Origin of the sequence: Shewanella sp. 10N.286.48.B5 (assembly GCF_002874355.2) — a bacterium.
GTDB lineage: Bacteria > Pseudomonadota > Gammaproteobacteria > Enterobacterales > Shewanellaceae > Shewanella.
In genome coordinates, this window is record NZ_MCVG02000002.1 from 325,143 (window position 1) to 340,353 (window position 15,211).

A 15,211-nucleotide genomic window follows, 5' to 3' on the forward strand; every position below is an offset into this window, starting at 1 on the left:
CGCCATAACTCAAATAATTGGAACAAGATGCTTTTTAATATCATGATGCTCATCGTCGGATTGGGCGCATTAGTTTGGAGCGCAGATCGCTTTGTTTACGGAGCTGCCGCCTTTGCTAGAAACTTAGGCCTGCCACCAATGTTAATCGGTTTAACCATTGTGGCCATGGGCAGCTCAGCGCCAGAAATGCTGGTTGCTGCCACCGCATCAATGGAAGGCATGAGCGATACTGCAATTGGTAACGTGCTCGGCTCAAACGTGGCTAACATCACCTTGATATTAGGGGTTACCGCATTGTTTGGGGCTATTTCAGTTCGCTCAGAAACCTTAAAGCGTGAAATTCCAATCATGATTGCGGCAACCGTATTAGCTGGCTACCTTATTCACGACGGCATGCTCACCCGTGTTGAAGGTGGGGTATTATTAATCGCATTTTTCGCCTTGATGGGCTATTTCATTTGGAGCGCGATGCGAAATAAGAAAAAAGATGTCCTAGCTGATGAGTCTGACGCAGAGATCCCTAAAAATGTACCCACATTACATGCTATTATCTGGATCATTGTTGGTATGGTGTTATTGCCACTCTCGGCAGACTGGATGGTGACAGGCGCGGTAGGCATTGCCAAGACATTTGGCTTGTCAGATCTGGTCATCGGCCTGACCATTATTGCCATTGGCACCAGTTTACCGGAACTAGCAGCATGCATCGCTGGCGTCCTAAAAAAAGAAGACGACCTCGCGATTGGTAATATTGTTGGCTCAAACATTTTTAATATTTTAGCAGTGCTGGCCATTCCAGGGCTGATTGCCCCAGGTGAAATCGACATAAATGCAAGCGGTCGAGATTTTTACATGGTACTAGCAACCAGCACCGCATTAGCAGTACTGGTATTATCGAGTGGCGCTAAAAAGCAGCTTACTCGCTGGCATGGAGCCCTTTTATTAATCGTCTTTATTGCGTACCAAGTTGTCTTATTTCAATCACAATAATGGGGCATAAAGATGTGTGACTCACCAAAGCGTAACCCGAAATCGCTTTGGACAATAGAGAGATACATATGACAGAACAAACACAATTGCGCCAATGGGGTCGTCAAGTCATTGATATTGAAAAGGCAGCATTAGATAACCTTTATCAATATGTAGACTCAGACGAGTTTGGCCAAGCCTGTGAACTCATTTTAGAATGTAAAGGCAAAGTCATTGTCATGGGCATGGGCAAATCTGGCCACATTGGCAATAAGATTTCTGCCACACTCGCCAGCACAGGCACGCCTGCATTTTTTGTTCACCCTGGCGAAGCAAGCCATGGCGACTTAGGCGCTCTGGCAAAAAATGATATTATTTTAGCCATATCAAATTCTGGTGAAGCCAGTGAAATTCTCACCTTAATGCCCGTTATACAGCGCATGGGGGTCCCGGTAATCGCGATTACGGGTAAACCAGAATCCAATATGGCCAAGCTATCTAAACTGCATTTATGTATTGAAGTGCCTGAAGAGGCCTGCCCATTAGGGCTAGCACCAACATCAAGCACTACCGCAACCTTGGTGATGGGTGACGCCTTGGCCGTAGCATTATTGCAAGCGAAAGGCTTTACCCGTGATGATTTCGCCCTATCCCACCCTGGTGGATCTTTAGGTCGTAAACTATTACTTAAAGTCAGCGATGTAATGCACAAAGGCGCTGATATTCCACTGGTGAAAAGTGAGCTCTGCATTACTGAAACCCTATATGAGATCTCAAATAAAGGTTTAGGTATGACTGCAGTGATCGATAATGCAGACAAGCTAGTCGGGATCTTTACTGACGGTGATTTACGCCGCGTCATCGATGCTGAAGTGAACCTGCGTACTACCGCTATTGCCGATGTAATGACAACCAACTGCATTACCATCAGCCCAGGTATTTTAGCCGCGCAAGCATTACAGATTATGGAAGAAAAAAGTATTAACGGTTTAATTGTCGTAGACGAGAACCAACGCCCAGTCGGCGCACTTAACATGCTCGATATGGTTAAAGCTGGAGTCATTTAACATGTCATTACACGAAACACTGCACCAAGGTTTTTACGGCCCAATCTCTGATGATGTTTGGCAAAAAGCCAAAAAAATTAAGCTGCTTATTTGCGATGTCGATGGGGTATTTTCCGATGGCCGTATTTATTTAAGTAATGCAGGGGAAGAGTTAAAAGCATTTCATACCCGTGATGGTTATGGCATTCGCTCTATTTTAACCAGTAATATTCATGTTGCTGTGATAACCGGGCGTAAATCTGCCATTGTGGAAAATAGAATGACCGCTTTAGGTGTCACTCATATTTATCAAGGTGTTGATGATAAACTAGTGCCTTACCAAAGCCTGTTAGATACCTATGGCGTTAGCCCAGATGAAGTCGCCTATATTGGTGATGACATGGTTGACTTACCTGTGATGAAACAGGTTGGCCTTGCAGTTTGTGTGGCTGATGGCCATCCTTATGTTAAACAACATTGCCATATGACCACCACCATTAACGGCGGAAATGGCGCATTACGTGAACTCACCGATTTGCTATTACTTAGCCAAGATAAGTTTGAAAATGCCCACGGAATGAGTATATGAGCCGAGTGACCTTCGCTATTATCGGATTTTTTGGCGCAGCCTTAGTCCTTTATTGGCAAGTACAAATTAAACGTAGTCAGATGGAGGCAAGTAAATTGCCTGCCCCTGCTCGCCCTGATTTTATCGCCAATGACTTACGCACCACTGAATTTAATGAGCAAGGTTTAGTGCAAAGCCGAGTCTCAGCGAAATACATGGAGCACTTTCAGCAAAGTAATGAAACCATGTTTACTGAGCCTGTCTACCTTATTTATCCTGAAAATGGTGAAGCCGAATGGCAATTAAGCGCAGATTTAGGCAAGCTGAATAATGAAACAGGCAAAGTAGTTTTAGAAAATAATGTTATTATTGATGCAATAAACATCGACGAGCCATTACAATCTTTGACAACCACCATGTTGGCACTCGATATGAACACCATGATTTTGACCTCAGATAGACAAATTTTTGTTACTGGGTCAGATTTTAATATACAAGGTTTAGGCCTGTATGCTGATTTAAATGCTCAAGAACTTGAACTTTTAAGTCAAGTAGAAGGAACGTATGAAGCAAAGTAAACTTTTGATTGCCTCACTACTCAGTGTAGTCAGTATTGCCAGCGCCTATGCAAAAGAAGGCGATTTACAGCAAGAGCTTAAAGTCGCAGCTGTGAGCCAAAAAGCTGACATAAAAAACAATCAGGTCATCTTCTATGGCCCAGTTAATGTGACTCAAGGGTCGATTAACATTAATGCCGACGAATTACGCGCATTTGGCACCGAAAGCGGCACCCAAAAAACCATGGTTGCCACAGGTAACCCTGCGACATTTTCCCAAGAGTTAGATGATGGCCGTATTGGTACTGCCAGTGCCGATGAAATTAAATATGAGCTTGCCACTAGCATTTTAACCTTAACGGGTAATGCTAAATTGGACCAAGCTGGCAGCCAGGTTACTGGTAACCTAATTAGCTACAACATTGAAAAGCAGCAGTTAATTGCTGAAAGCACCGGTACTGGTGAAGATCGGGTTATCACTATTTTTCAACCAGAAAGTCACCCAGACTTGATTGATTCTGAAAAGAAAAAAGATGAGCAACCACATTTACCAGACAGCGCTAAACCCGGTGATGACACGCCACCAGCTATAATTGAAAACAACAATTTATCTGCTGTAGAGGCTGTGAACTCAACTGAAACACCCGAAGTAACTGAATCACTTAACGCTGAGGCGCAGGCGACATTGTCAGCCCCAGCAGCTGAGCAAAATGACTAATGACCCAAATTACGTTAACCGCTGAAAATCTCGCTAAGAGTTATAAAAGTCGCCAGGTAGTAAAAGATGTCAGCCTGACGGTAAAAACCGGCCAAATTGTTGGCTTACTTGGCCCTAATGGCGCGGGTAAAACCACCACCTTTTATATGGTCGTAGGCCTAGTCAAAAGTGATAAGGGCCGCATTCTGATCGATGAAGATGATTTAACCGCAGATCCAATGCATTTGCGCGCCCGAAAAGGCATTGGCTACTTACCTCAAGAAGCCAGTATTTTTCGTAAGCTCACAGTACACGATAATATAATGGCAGTGCTTCAAACTCGCAAAAGCTTATCAAATGAGCAGCGCATTGAAGAACTGGAACATTTATTAGAAGAATTTAACATAACTCATATCCGTGATAGCCAAGGTATGGCGTTATCGGGAGGCGAGCGTCGCCGAGTTGAAATTGCACGCGCATTAGCGGCAAATCCTAAGTTTATTTTATTAGATGAACCTTTTGCAGGGGTAGATCCTATCTCAGTAATCGACATCAAGAAAATTATTCAACAACTTAAAAGCCGTGGTTTAGGGGTGCTAATTACCGACCATAATGTCCGTGAAACACTTGATGTGTGTGAGCGAGCATATATTGTGAGTCACGGAAACTTGATTGCTGAAGGAACACCTGCTGAGATCTTAGTCAATCAGCAAGTTAGGTCGGTATACTTAGGTGAACAATTCAAGCTATAGTTAGCACTATTCAGTTTTTAGTATGGCATTCGCGGCCAACAACAAACCTTAATCTAGTCTATTTTTCTAGGATCATAAACTAGCGCCCACACTGTTCGTCGCGATGATGTAATTCAATTAGGGACAAGCGGTACATGAAAGCCTCACTCCAACTCAAAATGGGTCAACACTTAACCATGACCCCACAGTTGCAACAAGCGATTCGCTTATTGCAACTTTCCTCATTGGAGCTACAGCAAGAAATTCAACAAGCACTTGATTCAAACCCGCTATTAGAGCTTGAAGACGAATTCACTAAAGCCAAAGAGCCCGTAAAAGAAAACGCCCTGCAAACTGACACCGATTTTAGTGATAATAGCCAAGTCACCATAGAAAAAGACACCTCAACGGTTGATACCACTGAATCGCTCACTAAAGATTCTATGCCTGAAGAACTCCCTATGGATACCACATGGGATGAGGTGTATACCGCCTCGCCTACTTCTGGCTCTGGCGCAGTATCGAGCGGTAATGATATGCCGTTTCAAGGCGAAACCAGTGAAGGCTTGTATGAGCATCTTGAATGGCAAAAAAACCTCACTCCCTTTTCTGAAAATGACTTAGTGATTGCAACCGCCATTATTGATGCCATTGATGAGCGCGGTTACCTCACCCAGAGCGTTGAAGACATTTTGCAATCCTTAGGCACTGACGATATCGAACTCGATGAAGTTGAAGCTGTACTTAAACGGGTACAACACTTCGATCCCGTCGGCATTGCAGCGCGAGATTTAAGTGAGTGTCTATTAATTCAATTAGGCCAATACCCTAATGAAATTCCTTGCATAGATAATGTTAAGTTACTGATTAAAGATCATCTTGATTTAATCGCCGGTCGTGACTTTAGGTTACTGATGCGTAAAACCAAGCTTAAAGAAGATGATTTACGTGAAGCCATTGAATTTATTCAAACGCTCAATCCACGTCCAGGCTTGCAAATTACCCCCATTAAAGATGAGTACGTCATTCCTGATGTTACTGTACTTAAAAAGAATGGTCGCTGGGTGGTCGAGCTAAATCCCGATAACATGCCTAAAATTGGCGTTAATCAGCAATATGCAGCTATGGCCAAAGGCGGTTCAAGCCAAGCTGACAGCCAATTTATTCGTGGTCATTTACAAGAAGCTAAATGGTTTATCAAAAGCATCGATAGCCGTAATGAAACCTTACTAAAAGTGGCTAACTGTATCGTACAATTTCAGCAAGGTTTCTTTGAGTTCGGTGAAGAAGCCATGAAGCCGATGGTGCTCAATGATATTGCTGAAGCGGTTGAAATGCACGAGTCGACCATTTCGCGGGTCACGACCCAAAAATACATGCATACCCCCCGTGGACTTTTTGAACTAAAATATTTTTTCTCAAGCCATGTAAGTACCGATGATGGTGGAGAATGCTCTTCTACAGCAATTCGCGCATTTATTAAAAAGCTCGTAGCTGCAGAAAACCCGAAAAAGCCTCTTAGTGATAGTAAAATGGCGACACTATTGGCTGAACAAGGGATTAACGTTGCTCGACGTACGATAGCCAAATATCGAGAGGCAATGCTCATCCCTCCCTCAAACCAACGCAAAAGCTTATAACTTTTGTTATTGGAGGATGACCTATGCAAATTAACCTGACTGGAAACCATATTGAAATAACTCAATCTTTACGGGAATACGTGCAAACAAAATTTTCAAAGCTTGAACGACACTTCGAACAGATCAATAATGTTCACGTTGTGCTCGATGTTCAAAAGCTACAACAGATTGCCGAAGCCAAACTGCACCTAAAAGGCGGTGAAGTGTTTGCTGTATCGCGTAACGCTGATATGTATGTGGCAATAGACGCCCTGATAGATAAGCTAGACCGTCAGGTAATTAAACATAAAGAGAAACTCACTAAGCATTAACGATGGAACTTCGTACCATCCTGCAGCCGGCGTGCACTACCTGTGCCACTCCGGGCAGTAAGAAAAAGGTACTGGAATTAATCAGCAATTTAATGGCTGCCCAGTACCCAACCCTTTCTTCACAGGCTATTTTTGAAAGTCTAATAGCGCGTGAAAAAATGGGCAGTACAGGTATAGGAAATGGCATAGCAATTCCACATGGGCGCTTAGATAATATCGAAGAACCCATTGCTATTTTAATCAAATGCGAAGAGCCAATCGCCTTTGATGCCATAGACAAGCAACCTGTAGATATTTTATTTGCGCTTCTTGTACCTGCAGATCAGTGCCAGCAACACCTAAGCACATTATCTAGCATGGCAGAGAAACTCAGTGATAAATTGATACTTAAACGACTTCGAAAGAGTCATGACGCTACAGAACTTTATCAGGTTATTACTGCATGAAACTTGTCATCGTATCGGGACGTTCAGGTTCAGGAAAATCAGTCGCACTGAGAGTGCTTGAAGATTTAGGTTATTACTGTGTTGATAACCTGCCACTGCCACTGATTGGCAGCCTGCTTGAACAGCTTAAAGATAGTAACGAGCTTGTCGCCATTAGCGTCGATGTGCGTAATATCGAAGAGCAAGGCAAAGTACTCAAAGAGCAAATTGCTTTACTGTCTGACGATACCTGCATTACCAGTTTCTTTTTAAACGCCAACGATAAAGTGTTACTGAAGCGTTTTAGTGAGACCCGCCGATTACACCCACTGTCTAAGAATCAAATTTCGTTACAAGAAGCCATTAAGCTTGAGGGGCGGTTACTCGAACCCATAGCCAAAATGGTTGATCACTATATCGACACCTCGCAAACTAATATCTACGAATTGAGCGATCATGTTCGGCAAATCTTGCTAGGCAGTGTTGATAAAGAATTAGTGGTACATTTTGAGTCATTTGGCTTTAAGCATGGCATGCCGGCTGAAGCAGACTTTATGTTTGATGTGCGCTTTTTACCGAATCCGCACTGGGAGCTTGAGTTAAGGCCCTACACAGGCCTAGATGCGCCCGTGCAAGAGTTCTTAGAGCGACAGCCTTTGGTGAATAAGTTTATCTGGCAAATTGAAAACCTTTTTGACACTTGGATGCCACATTTAGAGCGTAATAACCGCAGCTACCTGACCATTGCCATTGGTTGTACTGGCGGTCAGCACCGTTCGGTTTATATTGCCGATCAGCTCGCTAAACGTTTCAACAACTCTAAGCACAAAGTCAGCGCCCGCCATAGAGAGCTTGGCATTGAATAAGCTAACCACAACGCCAGCCAAAACGGTGGCCTATTCAAAGCAAATTACCATCAGTAACAAGCTAGGCTTGCATGCGCGAGCGGCGACTAAATTGGCAATTTTAGCTACCGAGTTTGACGCAACTATCACCCTTATCCAAGGTGAGAAACAAGCCAGTGCTGCCAGTGTATTGGGGTTATTAATGTTAGAAAGTGGCATTGGTAAAATCATTACTGTTGAAGCTCAAGGCCGTGATGCAGAAAAAGCCCTTGAGGCCGTATGCAAGTTAATCAACGATAAATTTGACGAAGAAAGCTAACCGCCTGCGCCCAGTAACATCTCCAAGGAAACACAGCGACTCACCTTTTCCATTATTTTATTAGCTATACTCAACACACCACCAAGCAGTATTAGCGTATTTATGAATTGCGCATCAAGCCATCAGATATTAGAAATTTCTTCATTCTTTCCGGTGAGTTAAGTTAACATTTCATCATCGTCTTTTCAGGAGTAGCCAATGGGTATTGAAGTCATCGACAGCGAACTGACCGAACAACGTCTTAATCAGCTTACACAAGCATTAGGTAGCGGTATGTTTGTTCATGTCAGAAATATGCTTCATGACATGGCCGCCTCCGATGTCGCATTAATTCTTGAATCATCACCGCCGAAAACTCGTCAAGTGTTATGGCAACTGATTGATCATGAGCAAGCGGGTGAAATCCTAGAAGAACTCGGTGAAGAGTTAAAAGATTCACTCATCAGCGCTATGACCCCAGAAAAAGTAGCCCAAGCCACCTCAGGGATGGATACCGATGACTTGGCTTACATCTTAAGAAGTTTGCCAGATGCTGTTTATAAAAAAGTACTGCAATCCATGAGCAGTCAAGACCGCCATCGCGTCGAACAAGCACTGTCATACCCTGATGACACCGCTGGCAGTATCATGAATACTGATACGGTCACTTTGCGTCCTGACGTTAATATTGATGTGGTATTACGCTATTTACGCCAGCGCGGCAACTTACCCGATACCACAGATACCTTATATGTGGTTGATCGCAACGATCATGTGCTTGGTGGGGTGCGCCTTGCCGATCTACTCACTTGTGATCCTAATTCAACCATTCGCAGCATCATGGATCCTGAATTAGAAAGCATCCCTGTGGACATGCCTGATAATGAAGTGGCGCAATTATTTGAACGCCATGACTGGATTTCGGCCCCAGTGGTAGATGAAGCGCAAAAATTATTAGGCCGTATTACCATTGATGATGTGGTCGATGTTATTCGTGAAGATGCCGAACACTCAATGATGGGGATGGCGGGTATGGATGACGATGAAGATACCTTTGGCCCCGTAATGAAAAGCACCTTCAGACGCTCGCTATGGCTTACCATTAACTTGTTTGCCGCCTTACTTGCTGCATCAGTAAGTAATATGTTTGAAGGCACGTTAGAGCAATTTGCCACCATCGCGATTTTAATGACTATTGTCCCTAGTATGGGCGGTGTGGCAGGCAATCAAACCTTAGCTCTGGTTATTCGTGGTATCGCCTTGGGTCATATTGGCCAAAGTAACTCCCGTTGGCTTATCGGTAAAGAATTAGCCATTGGTTTTCTTAATGGCCTCATGTGGTCGGTACTGGTCTTCTTTGCAGTGTGGCTATGGAAAGGTGATATGGCACTGGGCGGTCTCATTGGCGGCGCGATGCTCATTAACATGACCGTTGCCGGACTAGCGGGGGCCAGTATTCCGCTCATACTTAAAAAACTCAATATCGATCCGGCATTGGCTGGCGGTATGGTACTAACCACAGTCACCGATGTGATTGGCTTATTCGCCTTTTTAGGCTTAGCGACCATTTTCTTAATGTAGCGCCGTAAAACCCCCTCTCTCATCAACATAAAAAGCGGCATTTATTGCCGCTTTTTTGTGCCTTAAAACCATAGAGTTTTAATGGTTACTTTTGTTTACCAATTAAAACCAATTCGCACCAAAATAGTACTTTTGCACCAAGATGTTTCACGCTCACTTTTTAGAGCTAACACTTTAAAAAAATAAGTCACTGTAATAAAAGGGTAAAATATTTATTTCATAATTGGCACAAGTATTCCATTGAGTTACGTATCACTAAAGAGGTAGCTTTTAATTTGACCAATTTAGTGGAGAAATTTAAGCCTTATAAATTTGAATATCAGCAGGAGTCGATGATGAAATTATTACACACATGTTTGAATCTTTGTCGTAATCAGTGCCACTTTTATAAGCATGTAGGCTGTAGCCTATGGGAAGTAGAATAGTCTTATCGTTAAGCCGACGAAGTTAATCGCTTTTAAATGCTTGGAGCTAATATGTCAGCACAAACAAAGTTTTATCCCGAGAGCTTTCAGCAGCAAGTGATCGCTGAAGTGAAGCAACATAATCGATTAATTTCTGATGTTGCTAAGCAATACTGCATCTCAGCAAAAACGGTTTACCAATGGGTTAAAAATAAAGAAACCGCGATGACATCAAAAACTAATGCCGAGGGCGTGACCACTCGCAAGCGTACACAAGCTAAACAGAAAAGCGCTTTAGTGTCAGAGATAGCTCACTTACAACTTAAGTTATCTCAGCTGAATCAGCAGCTGTTATCGATTAATAGCAATTAGTGGGGATTAACACAGTTCCGACAAACTTGATTGAATTAAACGCTGCCCCCATCGGCAATTAATTAGCGACAAATCTATTGTAAGATATAGAGCTGTTCACCCTCAGGTTTGTCAATTTTATTACAAAAAAAGCTGTTATAAAGCAGCTATGTAAGTAAAAAACCTGCAACAGGGACTAACAATAATAATAGGTCGCAGGAATGCCAAAAGGCAGTGTAAGGCCGGTGCTAATGAAAGGATGTCATTGGTGCCCGTGAAGACGAAACGAATGGATTTTAAGACTGTTCCGGCAGGTTTGATTCGATAAGCGCACCACCCCAAGTGCACTTATTAAGAAGCTAATATTCCGACTATAAAGGCTTTTAAACAATCAAGCTTGTCAATTTTATTCAAGCTCAGTGACTGCATTCCCCCCATGATTGCAGTATCACTGAATTGAAACCTGCAACAGGGACTAACAATAATAATAGGTCGCAGGAATGCCAAAAGGCAGTGTAAGGCCGGTGCTAATGAAAGGATGTCATTAGTGCCAGTAAAGACAAAACGAATTGATTTTATAACGGTTCCGGCAGGTTTGATTCGATAAGCGCACCACCCCAAGTGCACTTATTAAGAAGCTAATATTCCGACGATAAAGGCTTTTAAACAATCAAGCTTGTCAATTTTATTCAAGCTCAGTGACTGCATTCCCCCCATGATTGCAGTATCACTGAATTGAAACCTGCAACAAGGCTAACAATAATTATAAGTCGCAGGTATGCCTACAGGCAGGTAAACCACCCTAAGGTAAGGATGTCACTAGGGTGATTGGAGATAGATTCAGGCAGATTTGATGTGTTGCTAACTGTTCCCCAGCAGTGAGCAATAGAGGTTTTATTAGGGCTTAAGCGCCCAAGGTAATACTTCTATCAACATGGCTAATTTATCCGTTTCAACAAGGTGACAGCACTCTCCCCCATGCTTGCATGGTCACTGAATTGAATACCTGCAACAAGGAATAATAACAATAATATGTCGTAGGCAAGCAACAGCGTAACTCTGATGAATGGAAGTCATAAGGGGAAATATTAAAAAGCATAAACTAGGAGATGTATTACGAGTATTAACTAATTTAACAACCAATAGCTTTGATTTGATTGATGGTCGTCCCCAGCGACTATTGATTATGAAAACATTCTATACCCCTTACTTCATGGAATGGCTTTCTACTATCAAACCTATTGAGTCCGTTGACGACTATTTGGACATGAGCAACTGCTTCTCTCCCCAGTTTTCGTAGTGAGCGAATGAATAAGTTTTCATCAACAACAGTTTTAATGCCGATACATTTTGTCGGTAGACAATGCACAAAAAGCCCTGATGGAAGGATCCATCAGGGCTTTTTTATCTTTAAACGTTATAAACGTTCTCAGCCTATGTAGAAACAGCGCCACTCAATTAGTCTTTTTCTGCGGCTAATCTCATATAGCGTTGTGATGACCAGTCAAAGTAATACTCTTGCCCTTGCCACTGATAAATTGTTCTGCCGTCTCTTTGGATAGCGCGGGCATTTTCAGGTAGCTGGGTTAAGCCACTGGCGTATTCAATACTGGTGGTGGATCGTTTCGGTTGAGACACCACTTGATGTTGCTGCGGTTGCACATAGTTTCTGCGGTAATGGCGATCATAGTAATCATAGCGATAGGGCGTTTGCCAGCCGTTATTCCAGCCTATGCCATTATTCCAGCCATAGCCCCAGCCATTATTCCATCGATTTCCCCACCGGTTATAATAAGGGTAACGCCAACCGTTATTCCACCCCACACCGACGCCCCAGCGCACTGATGAACCTGAATGACGTGAATGACGTGAATGACGTGAATGACCATGATGACGATCGGATGTAAGATATCGCAGTTGCGGCAAGCCATCAAAAGCTTGCATGCTAGCTGAAATCTTGTGGGGACTCGCGTCTTGAGCATTAGCCCCTTGGGCATTAGTGCTTATGCCAAGCATTAAACTCAAGCCTACAGTTACTGAGATATACCCTTTTAAGCTCATCAGATATAAAGCCGTAAAGCAGGTCTTTGGCAGTGTCTGTTGTGCTTCTTTGTTCATCTCACGCCCCCCTTTGTACCTAAGCAGCATTTTCTACAGCAGCTAATATAGGGCAATTAAATGGCAATTACCCTATAAACAAGTCTAGCTCAAAACAACCTATAACCAATAACCATCGCTTAACCCTATTTTAGAAAAATGCTCATAGATACCGGCGCTATCTGGTTAATTCAAATCAACATCTAACCCATAATCATCGCTTAACCCAGTTTTATAAAAATGCTGATAGATACGCGGGCAATAGCTATGAGCAGGTTAATTAAAATCAACGACCAACAAATAAACATCGCTTAACCCTATTTTAGAAAAATGCTATAGTGCGCCCCAAAGAGCGATTAACAATAGAGTGAATAAGCCATGAGTTTTAAGGATTTACGTAGCTTCATTGATCACCTTGAAGCTAATGGTGAACTAAAGCGGATTAGTTATGCTGTTGATCCCAATCTAGAAATGACTGAAATTGCCGATCGCGTCTTGCGCTCTGGCGGCCCTGCGTTGTTATTTGAAAACCCAACCAATAACGACATGCCAGTTTTAGTGAATTTATTTGGCACTCCAAAACGTGTTGCTATGGCGTTAGGTAAAGACGACCCACTGGCTTTGCGTGAAGTGGGTGAATTGCTAGCTTTTTTAAAAGAACCTGAGCCGCCAAGTGGCTTTAAAGACGCGATTGCCAAAATACCTAAGTTCAAACAAGCGTTAAACATGCCGCCAAAAACAGTACGTAACCCACCTTGTCAGGAAGTGGTATTAACTGGTGACGAGGTGGATTTAACCAAATTACCGGTACAACATTGCTGGCCTGGCGATGTGGCGCCTCTAGTGACTTGGGGATTAACCATTACTAAAGGTCCGCGCCAAAAAAGACAAAACTTAGGCATTTATCGCCAGCAGTTATTAGGTAAAAACAAACTGATTATGCGCTGGCTTGATCACCGCGGCGGCGCATTAGACTTTAAAGATTTCAAAGAAAAACACCCAGGTGAGCGCTACCCTGTGGTAGTGGCATTAGGCGCCGATCCGGTGACTATTTTAGGCGCGGTAACCCCTGTGCCAGACTCAATGAGCGAATATGCTTTTGCGGGTTTACTGCGTGGTGAACGCACCGAAGTGTGCAAAGCCATCAGTTGCGACTTAGAAGTCCCAGCCACCAGCGAAATCATTTTAGAAGGCTATATTGACCCTGAAGAGATGGCTGAAGAAGGCCCTTATGGCGATCACACTGGTTACTATAACGAAACAGACAAGTTTCCAGTTTTCACCGTCACCCATATGACCCAGCGTAAAGATGCGATTTATCACAGCACCTACACAGGTCGTCCACCGGATGAGCCTGCCATGTTAGGTGTGGCGTTAAACGAAGTCTTTGTGCCGATTTTACGTAAGCAATATCCTGAAATTATCGACTTTTACTTGCCGCCTGAAGGTTGCTCGTATCGCATGGCAGTAATTTCAATTCGGAAGCAATATGCCGGTCATGCCAAACGGGTAATGATGGGCGCTTGGTCGTTCTTGCGACAGTTTATGTACACCAAATTCATCATCATCGTTGATGAAGACGTCAATTGCCGCGATTGGCAAGATGTGATTTGGGCGATTACCACCCGTATGGACCCAACAAGAGATACCGTAATGGTGGATAATACGCCGATTGATTACCTTGATTTTGCCTCGCCTATTGCCGGTTTAGGTTCAAAAATGGGCTTAGATGCGACCAATAAGTGGCCAGGCGAAACTGACAGAGAATGGGGCACGCCAATTGTGATGGATCCAGCAGTCAAAGATAAAGTGGATCAAATCTGGGACGAATTAGGTATTGATGATAGCCCAACGCTATAATGCCCAGCTAAAGAGTTAACCCTCTACCCTACAAATAAAATAAAAACACCCTTCAAAGAAAGGGCTACCAAGGATGTTAGATGAACACCATTCGCTGTAAAATTGAAAAGATCACCCCATTTAATGATGCTGTTTTTCAGGTCATACTTAAACCAGAAGTCCCTTTTGACTTCAAAGCAGGGCAATACTTATCCATCGTTATGGGAGAAAAAGACAAACGTCCTTTTTCTATCGCCTCTGCGCCTAACGCTGATTTAATTGAGCTACACATTGGCGCCGCAGTATCAGAAAGCTACCCAATGCAAGTGGTTGAGCGCCTAAAAAACAACGAGTTTATTGATATTGAAGCCCCTGCTGGTGAGGCTTTTTTTCGTCAAGACAGCCAACGCCCTCGCATCATGATTGCTGGCGGCACGGGGTTTTCATACATTAAGAGTATTATTGAGCAGCAAATTGCTAGCGGCCATACAATAAAAACACAGTTTTACTGGGGTTGTCGTAACGAGCAAGCCATGTACTACCAAGACATTGCCCGCCAATGGCATGCAAACCATGAATGGTTAGAGTTTATTCCCGTTGTTGAAGAAGCGACAGCTAACTGGAATGGTAAACAAGCCAACTTGCTTGAGCAAATAAACCAAGATCATATCAGCTTAGTGGGTTACGACATTTATATTGCTGGCCGTTTCGATATGGTTGGCGCCGCCCGTGAAGTCTTTCGCGGTATGGGCGTAGAAGAAGCTCACCTTTATGGTGATGCCTTCGCATTTATCAAATAAGCCTAATTGATTTACCCATTAAAAAGCCGACTATTTTAGTCGGCTTTTTGTT

General features: G+C 43.3%; 16 protein-coding genes. 15 read left to right on the plus strand and 1 reads right to left on the minus strand.

Annotated features, from left to right (window positions below):
• Window positions 1–27 precede the first annotated feature (27 nt).
• The 13 genes from BCU57_RS16305 (at window position 28) to BCU57_RS16365 (ending at window position 10,444) form a co-directional block, all read left to right on the plus strand.
• Complete coding sequence (locus BCU57_RS16305; protein ID WP_102440103.1) at window positions 28–990, plus strand: calcium/sodium antiporter; 963 nt, start codon at window positions 28–30, stop codon at window positions 988–990.
• Between the two features lie 68 nt (window positions 991–1,058).
• Window positions 1,059–2,036, plus strand: a complete 978-nt coding sequence (locus BCU57_RS16310; protein ID WP_102440102.1) for a KpsF/GutQ family sugar-phosphate isomerase — start codon at window positions 1,059–1,061, stop codon at window positions 2,034–2,036.
• A 1-nt stretch (window position 2,037) separates the two neighbouring features.
• Complete coding sequence (gene kdsC, locus BCU57_RS16315) at window positions 2,038–2,604, plus strand: 3-deoxy-manno-octulosonate-8-phosphatase KdsC (RefSeq protein ID WP_076539176.1); 567 nt, start codon at window positions 2,038–2,040, stop codon at window positions 2,602–2,604.
• Window positions 2,601–3,161: an LPS export ABC transporter periplasmic protein LptC gene (lptC, locus tag BCU57_RS16320; RefSeq protein ID WP_102440101.1), complete on the plus strand. Its 561-nt coding sequence runs from the start codon at window positions 2,601–2,603 to the stop codon at window positions 3,159–3,161. The genes kdsC and lptC overlap by 4 nt, the downstream gene beginning before the upstream one ends.
• Window positions 3,148–3,858: a lipopolysaccharide transport periplasmic protein LptA gene (gene lptA, locus BCU57_RS16325; RefSeq protein WP_102440100.1), complete on the plus strand. Its 711-nt coding sequence runs from the start codon at window positions 3,148–3,150 to the stop codon at window positions 3,856–3,858. The genes lptC and lptA overlap by 14 nt, the downstream gene beginning before the upstream one ends.
• The gene (gene lptB, locus BCU57_RS16330; RefSeq protein ID WP_076539182.1) at window positions 3,858–4,589 is read left to right on the plus strand and encodes an LPS export ABC transporter ATP-binding protein; all 732 of its coding nucleotides are present in this window, start codon (window positions 3,858–3,860) and stop codon (window positions 4,587–4,589) included. Before lptA ends, lptB begins: the two co-directional genes overlap by 1 nt.
• Before the next feature lie 134 nt (window positions 4,590–4,723).
• Window positions 4,724–6,208 (plus strand): RNA polymerase factor sigma-54, encoded by a 1,485-nt coding sequence (locus tag BCU57_RS16335; protein ID WP_102440099.1) that lies wholly within the window; start codon window positions 4,724–4,726, stop codon window positions 6,206–6,208.
• 23 nt (window positions 6,209–6,231) lie between these two features.
• Window positions 6,232–6,519 (plus strand): ribosome hibernation promoting factor, encoded by a 288-nt coding sequence (gene hpf, locus BCU57_RS16340; RefSeq protein WP_076539186.1) that lies wholly within the window; start codon window positions 6,232–6,234, stop codon window positions 6,517–6,519.
• Window positions 6,520–6,521: 2 nt separating this feature from the next.
• The gene (gene ptsN, locus BCU57_RS16345; RefSeq protein WP_102440098.1) at window positions 6,522–6,965 is read left to right on the plus strand and encodes a PTS IIA-like nitrogen regulatory protein PtsN; all 444 of its coding nucleotides are present in this window, start codon (window positions 6,522–6,524) and stop codon (window positions 6,963–6,965) included.
• On the plus strand, window positions 6,962–7,810 hold the full coding sequence (gene rapZ / locus BCU57_RS16350) for an RNase adapter RapZ (protein WP_102440097.1): 849 nt from the start codon (window positions 6,962–6,964) through the stop codon (window positions 7,808–7,810). Before ptsN ends, rapZ begins: the two co-directional genes overlap by 4 nt.
• Window positions 7,811–7,835: 25 nt before the next feature.
• The gene (locus BCU57_RS16355; RefSeq protein WP_102440123.1) at window positions 7,836–8,108 is read left to right on the plus strand and encodes an HPr family phosphocarrier protein; all 273 of its coding nucleotides are present in this window, start codon (window positions 7,836–7,838) and stop codon (window positions 8,106–8,108) included.
• Between the two features lie 198 nt (window positions 8,109–8,306).
• Window positions 8,307–9,668, plus strand: coding sequence for a magnesium transporter (mgtE, locus tag BCU57_RS16360; protein ID WP_102440096.1), 1,362 nt, complete (start codon window positions 8,307–8,309; stop codon window positions 9,666–9,668).
• 476 nt (window positions 9,669–10,144) lie between these two features.
• A complete protein-coding gene (locus BCU57_RS16365; RefSeq protein ID WP_102440095.1) occupies window positions 10,145–10,444 on the plus strand; it encodes a transposase in 300 nt (99 codons plus the stop codon).
• Between the two features lie 1,437 nt (window positions 10,445–11,881).
• On the opposite strand, the gene BCU57_RS16370 is transcribed toward BCU57_RS16365, so the two are convergent.
• The gene (locus BCU57_RS16370; protein ID WP_102440094.1) at window positions 11,882–12,541 is read right to left on the minus strand and encodes a hypothetical protein; all 660 of its coding nucleotides are present in this window, start codon (window positions 12,539–12,541) and stop codon (window positions 11,882–11,884) included.
• A 357-nt stretch (window positions 12,542–12,898) separates the two neighbouring features.
• Between BCU57_RS16370 and ubiD the strand changes: the two genes are divergently transcribed.
• On the plus strand, window positions 12,899–14,380 hold the full coding sequence (ubiD, locus tag BCU57_RS16375; protein WP_102440093.1) for a 4-hydroxy-3-polyprenylbenzoate decarboxylase: 1,482 nt from the start codon (window positions 12,899–12,901) through the stop codon (window positions 14,378–14,380).
• A gap of 80 nt (window positions 14,381–14,460) precedes the next feature.
• On the plus strand, window positions 14,461–15,159 hold the full coding sequence (gene fre / locus BCU57_RS16380) for an NAD(P)H-flavin reductase (RefSeq protein ID WP_102440092.1): 699 nt from the start codon (window positions 14,461–14,463) through the stop codon (window positions 15,157–15,159).
• Window positions 15,160–15,211 lie beyond the last annotated feature (52 nt).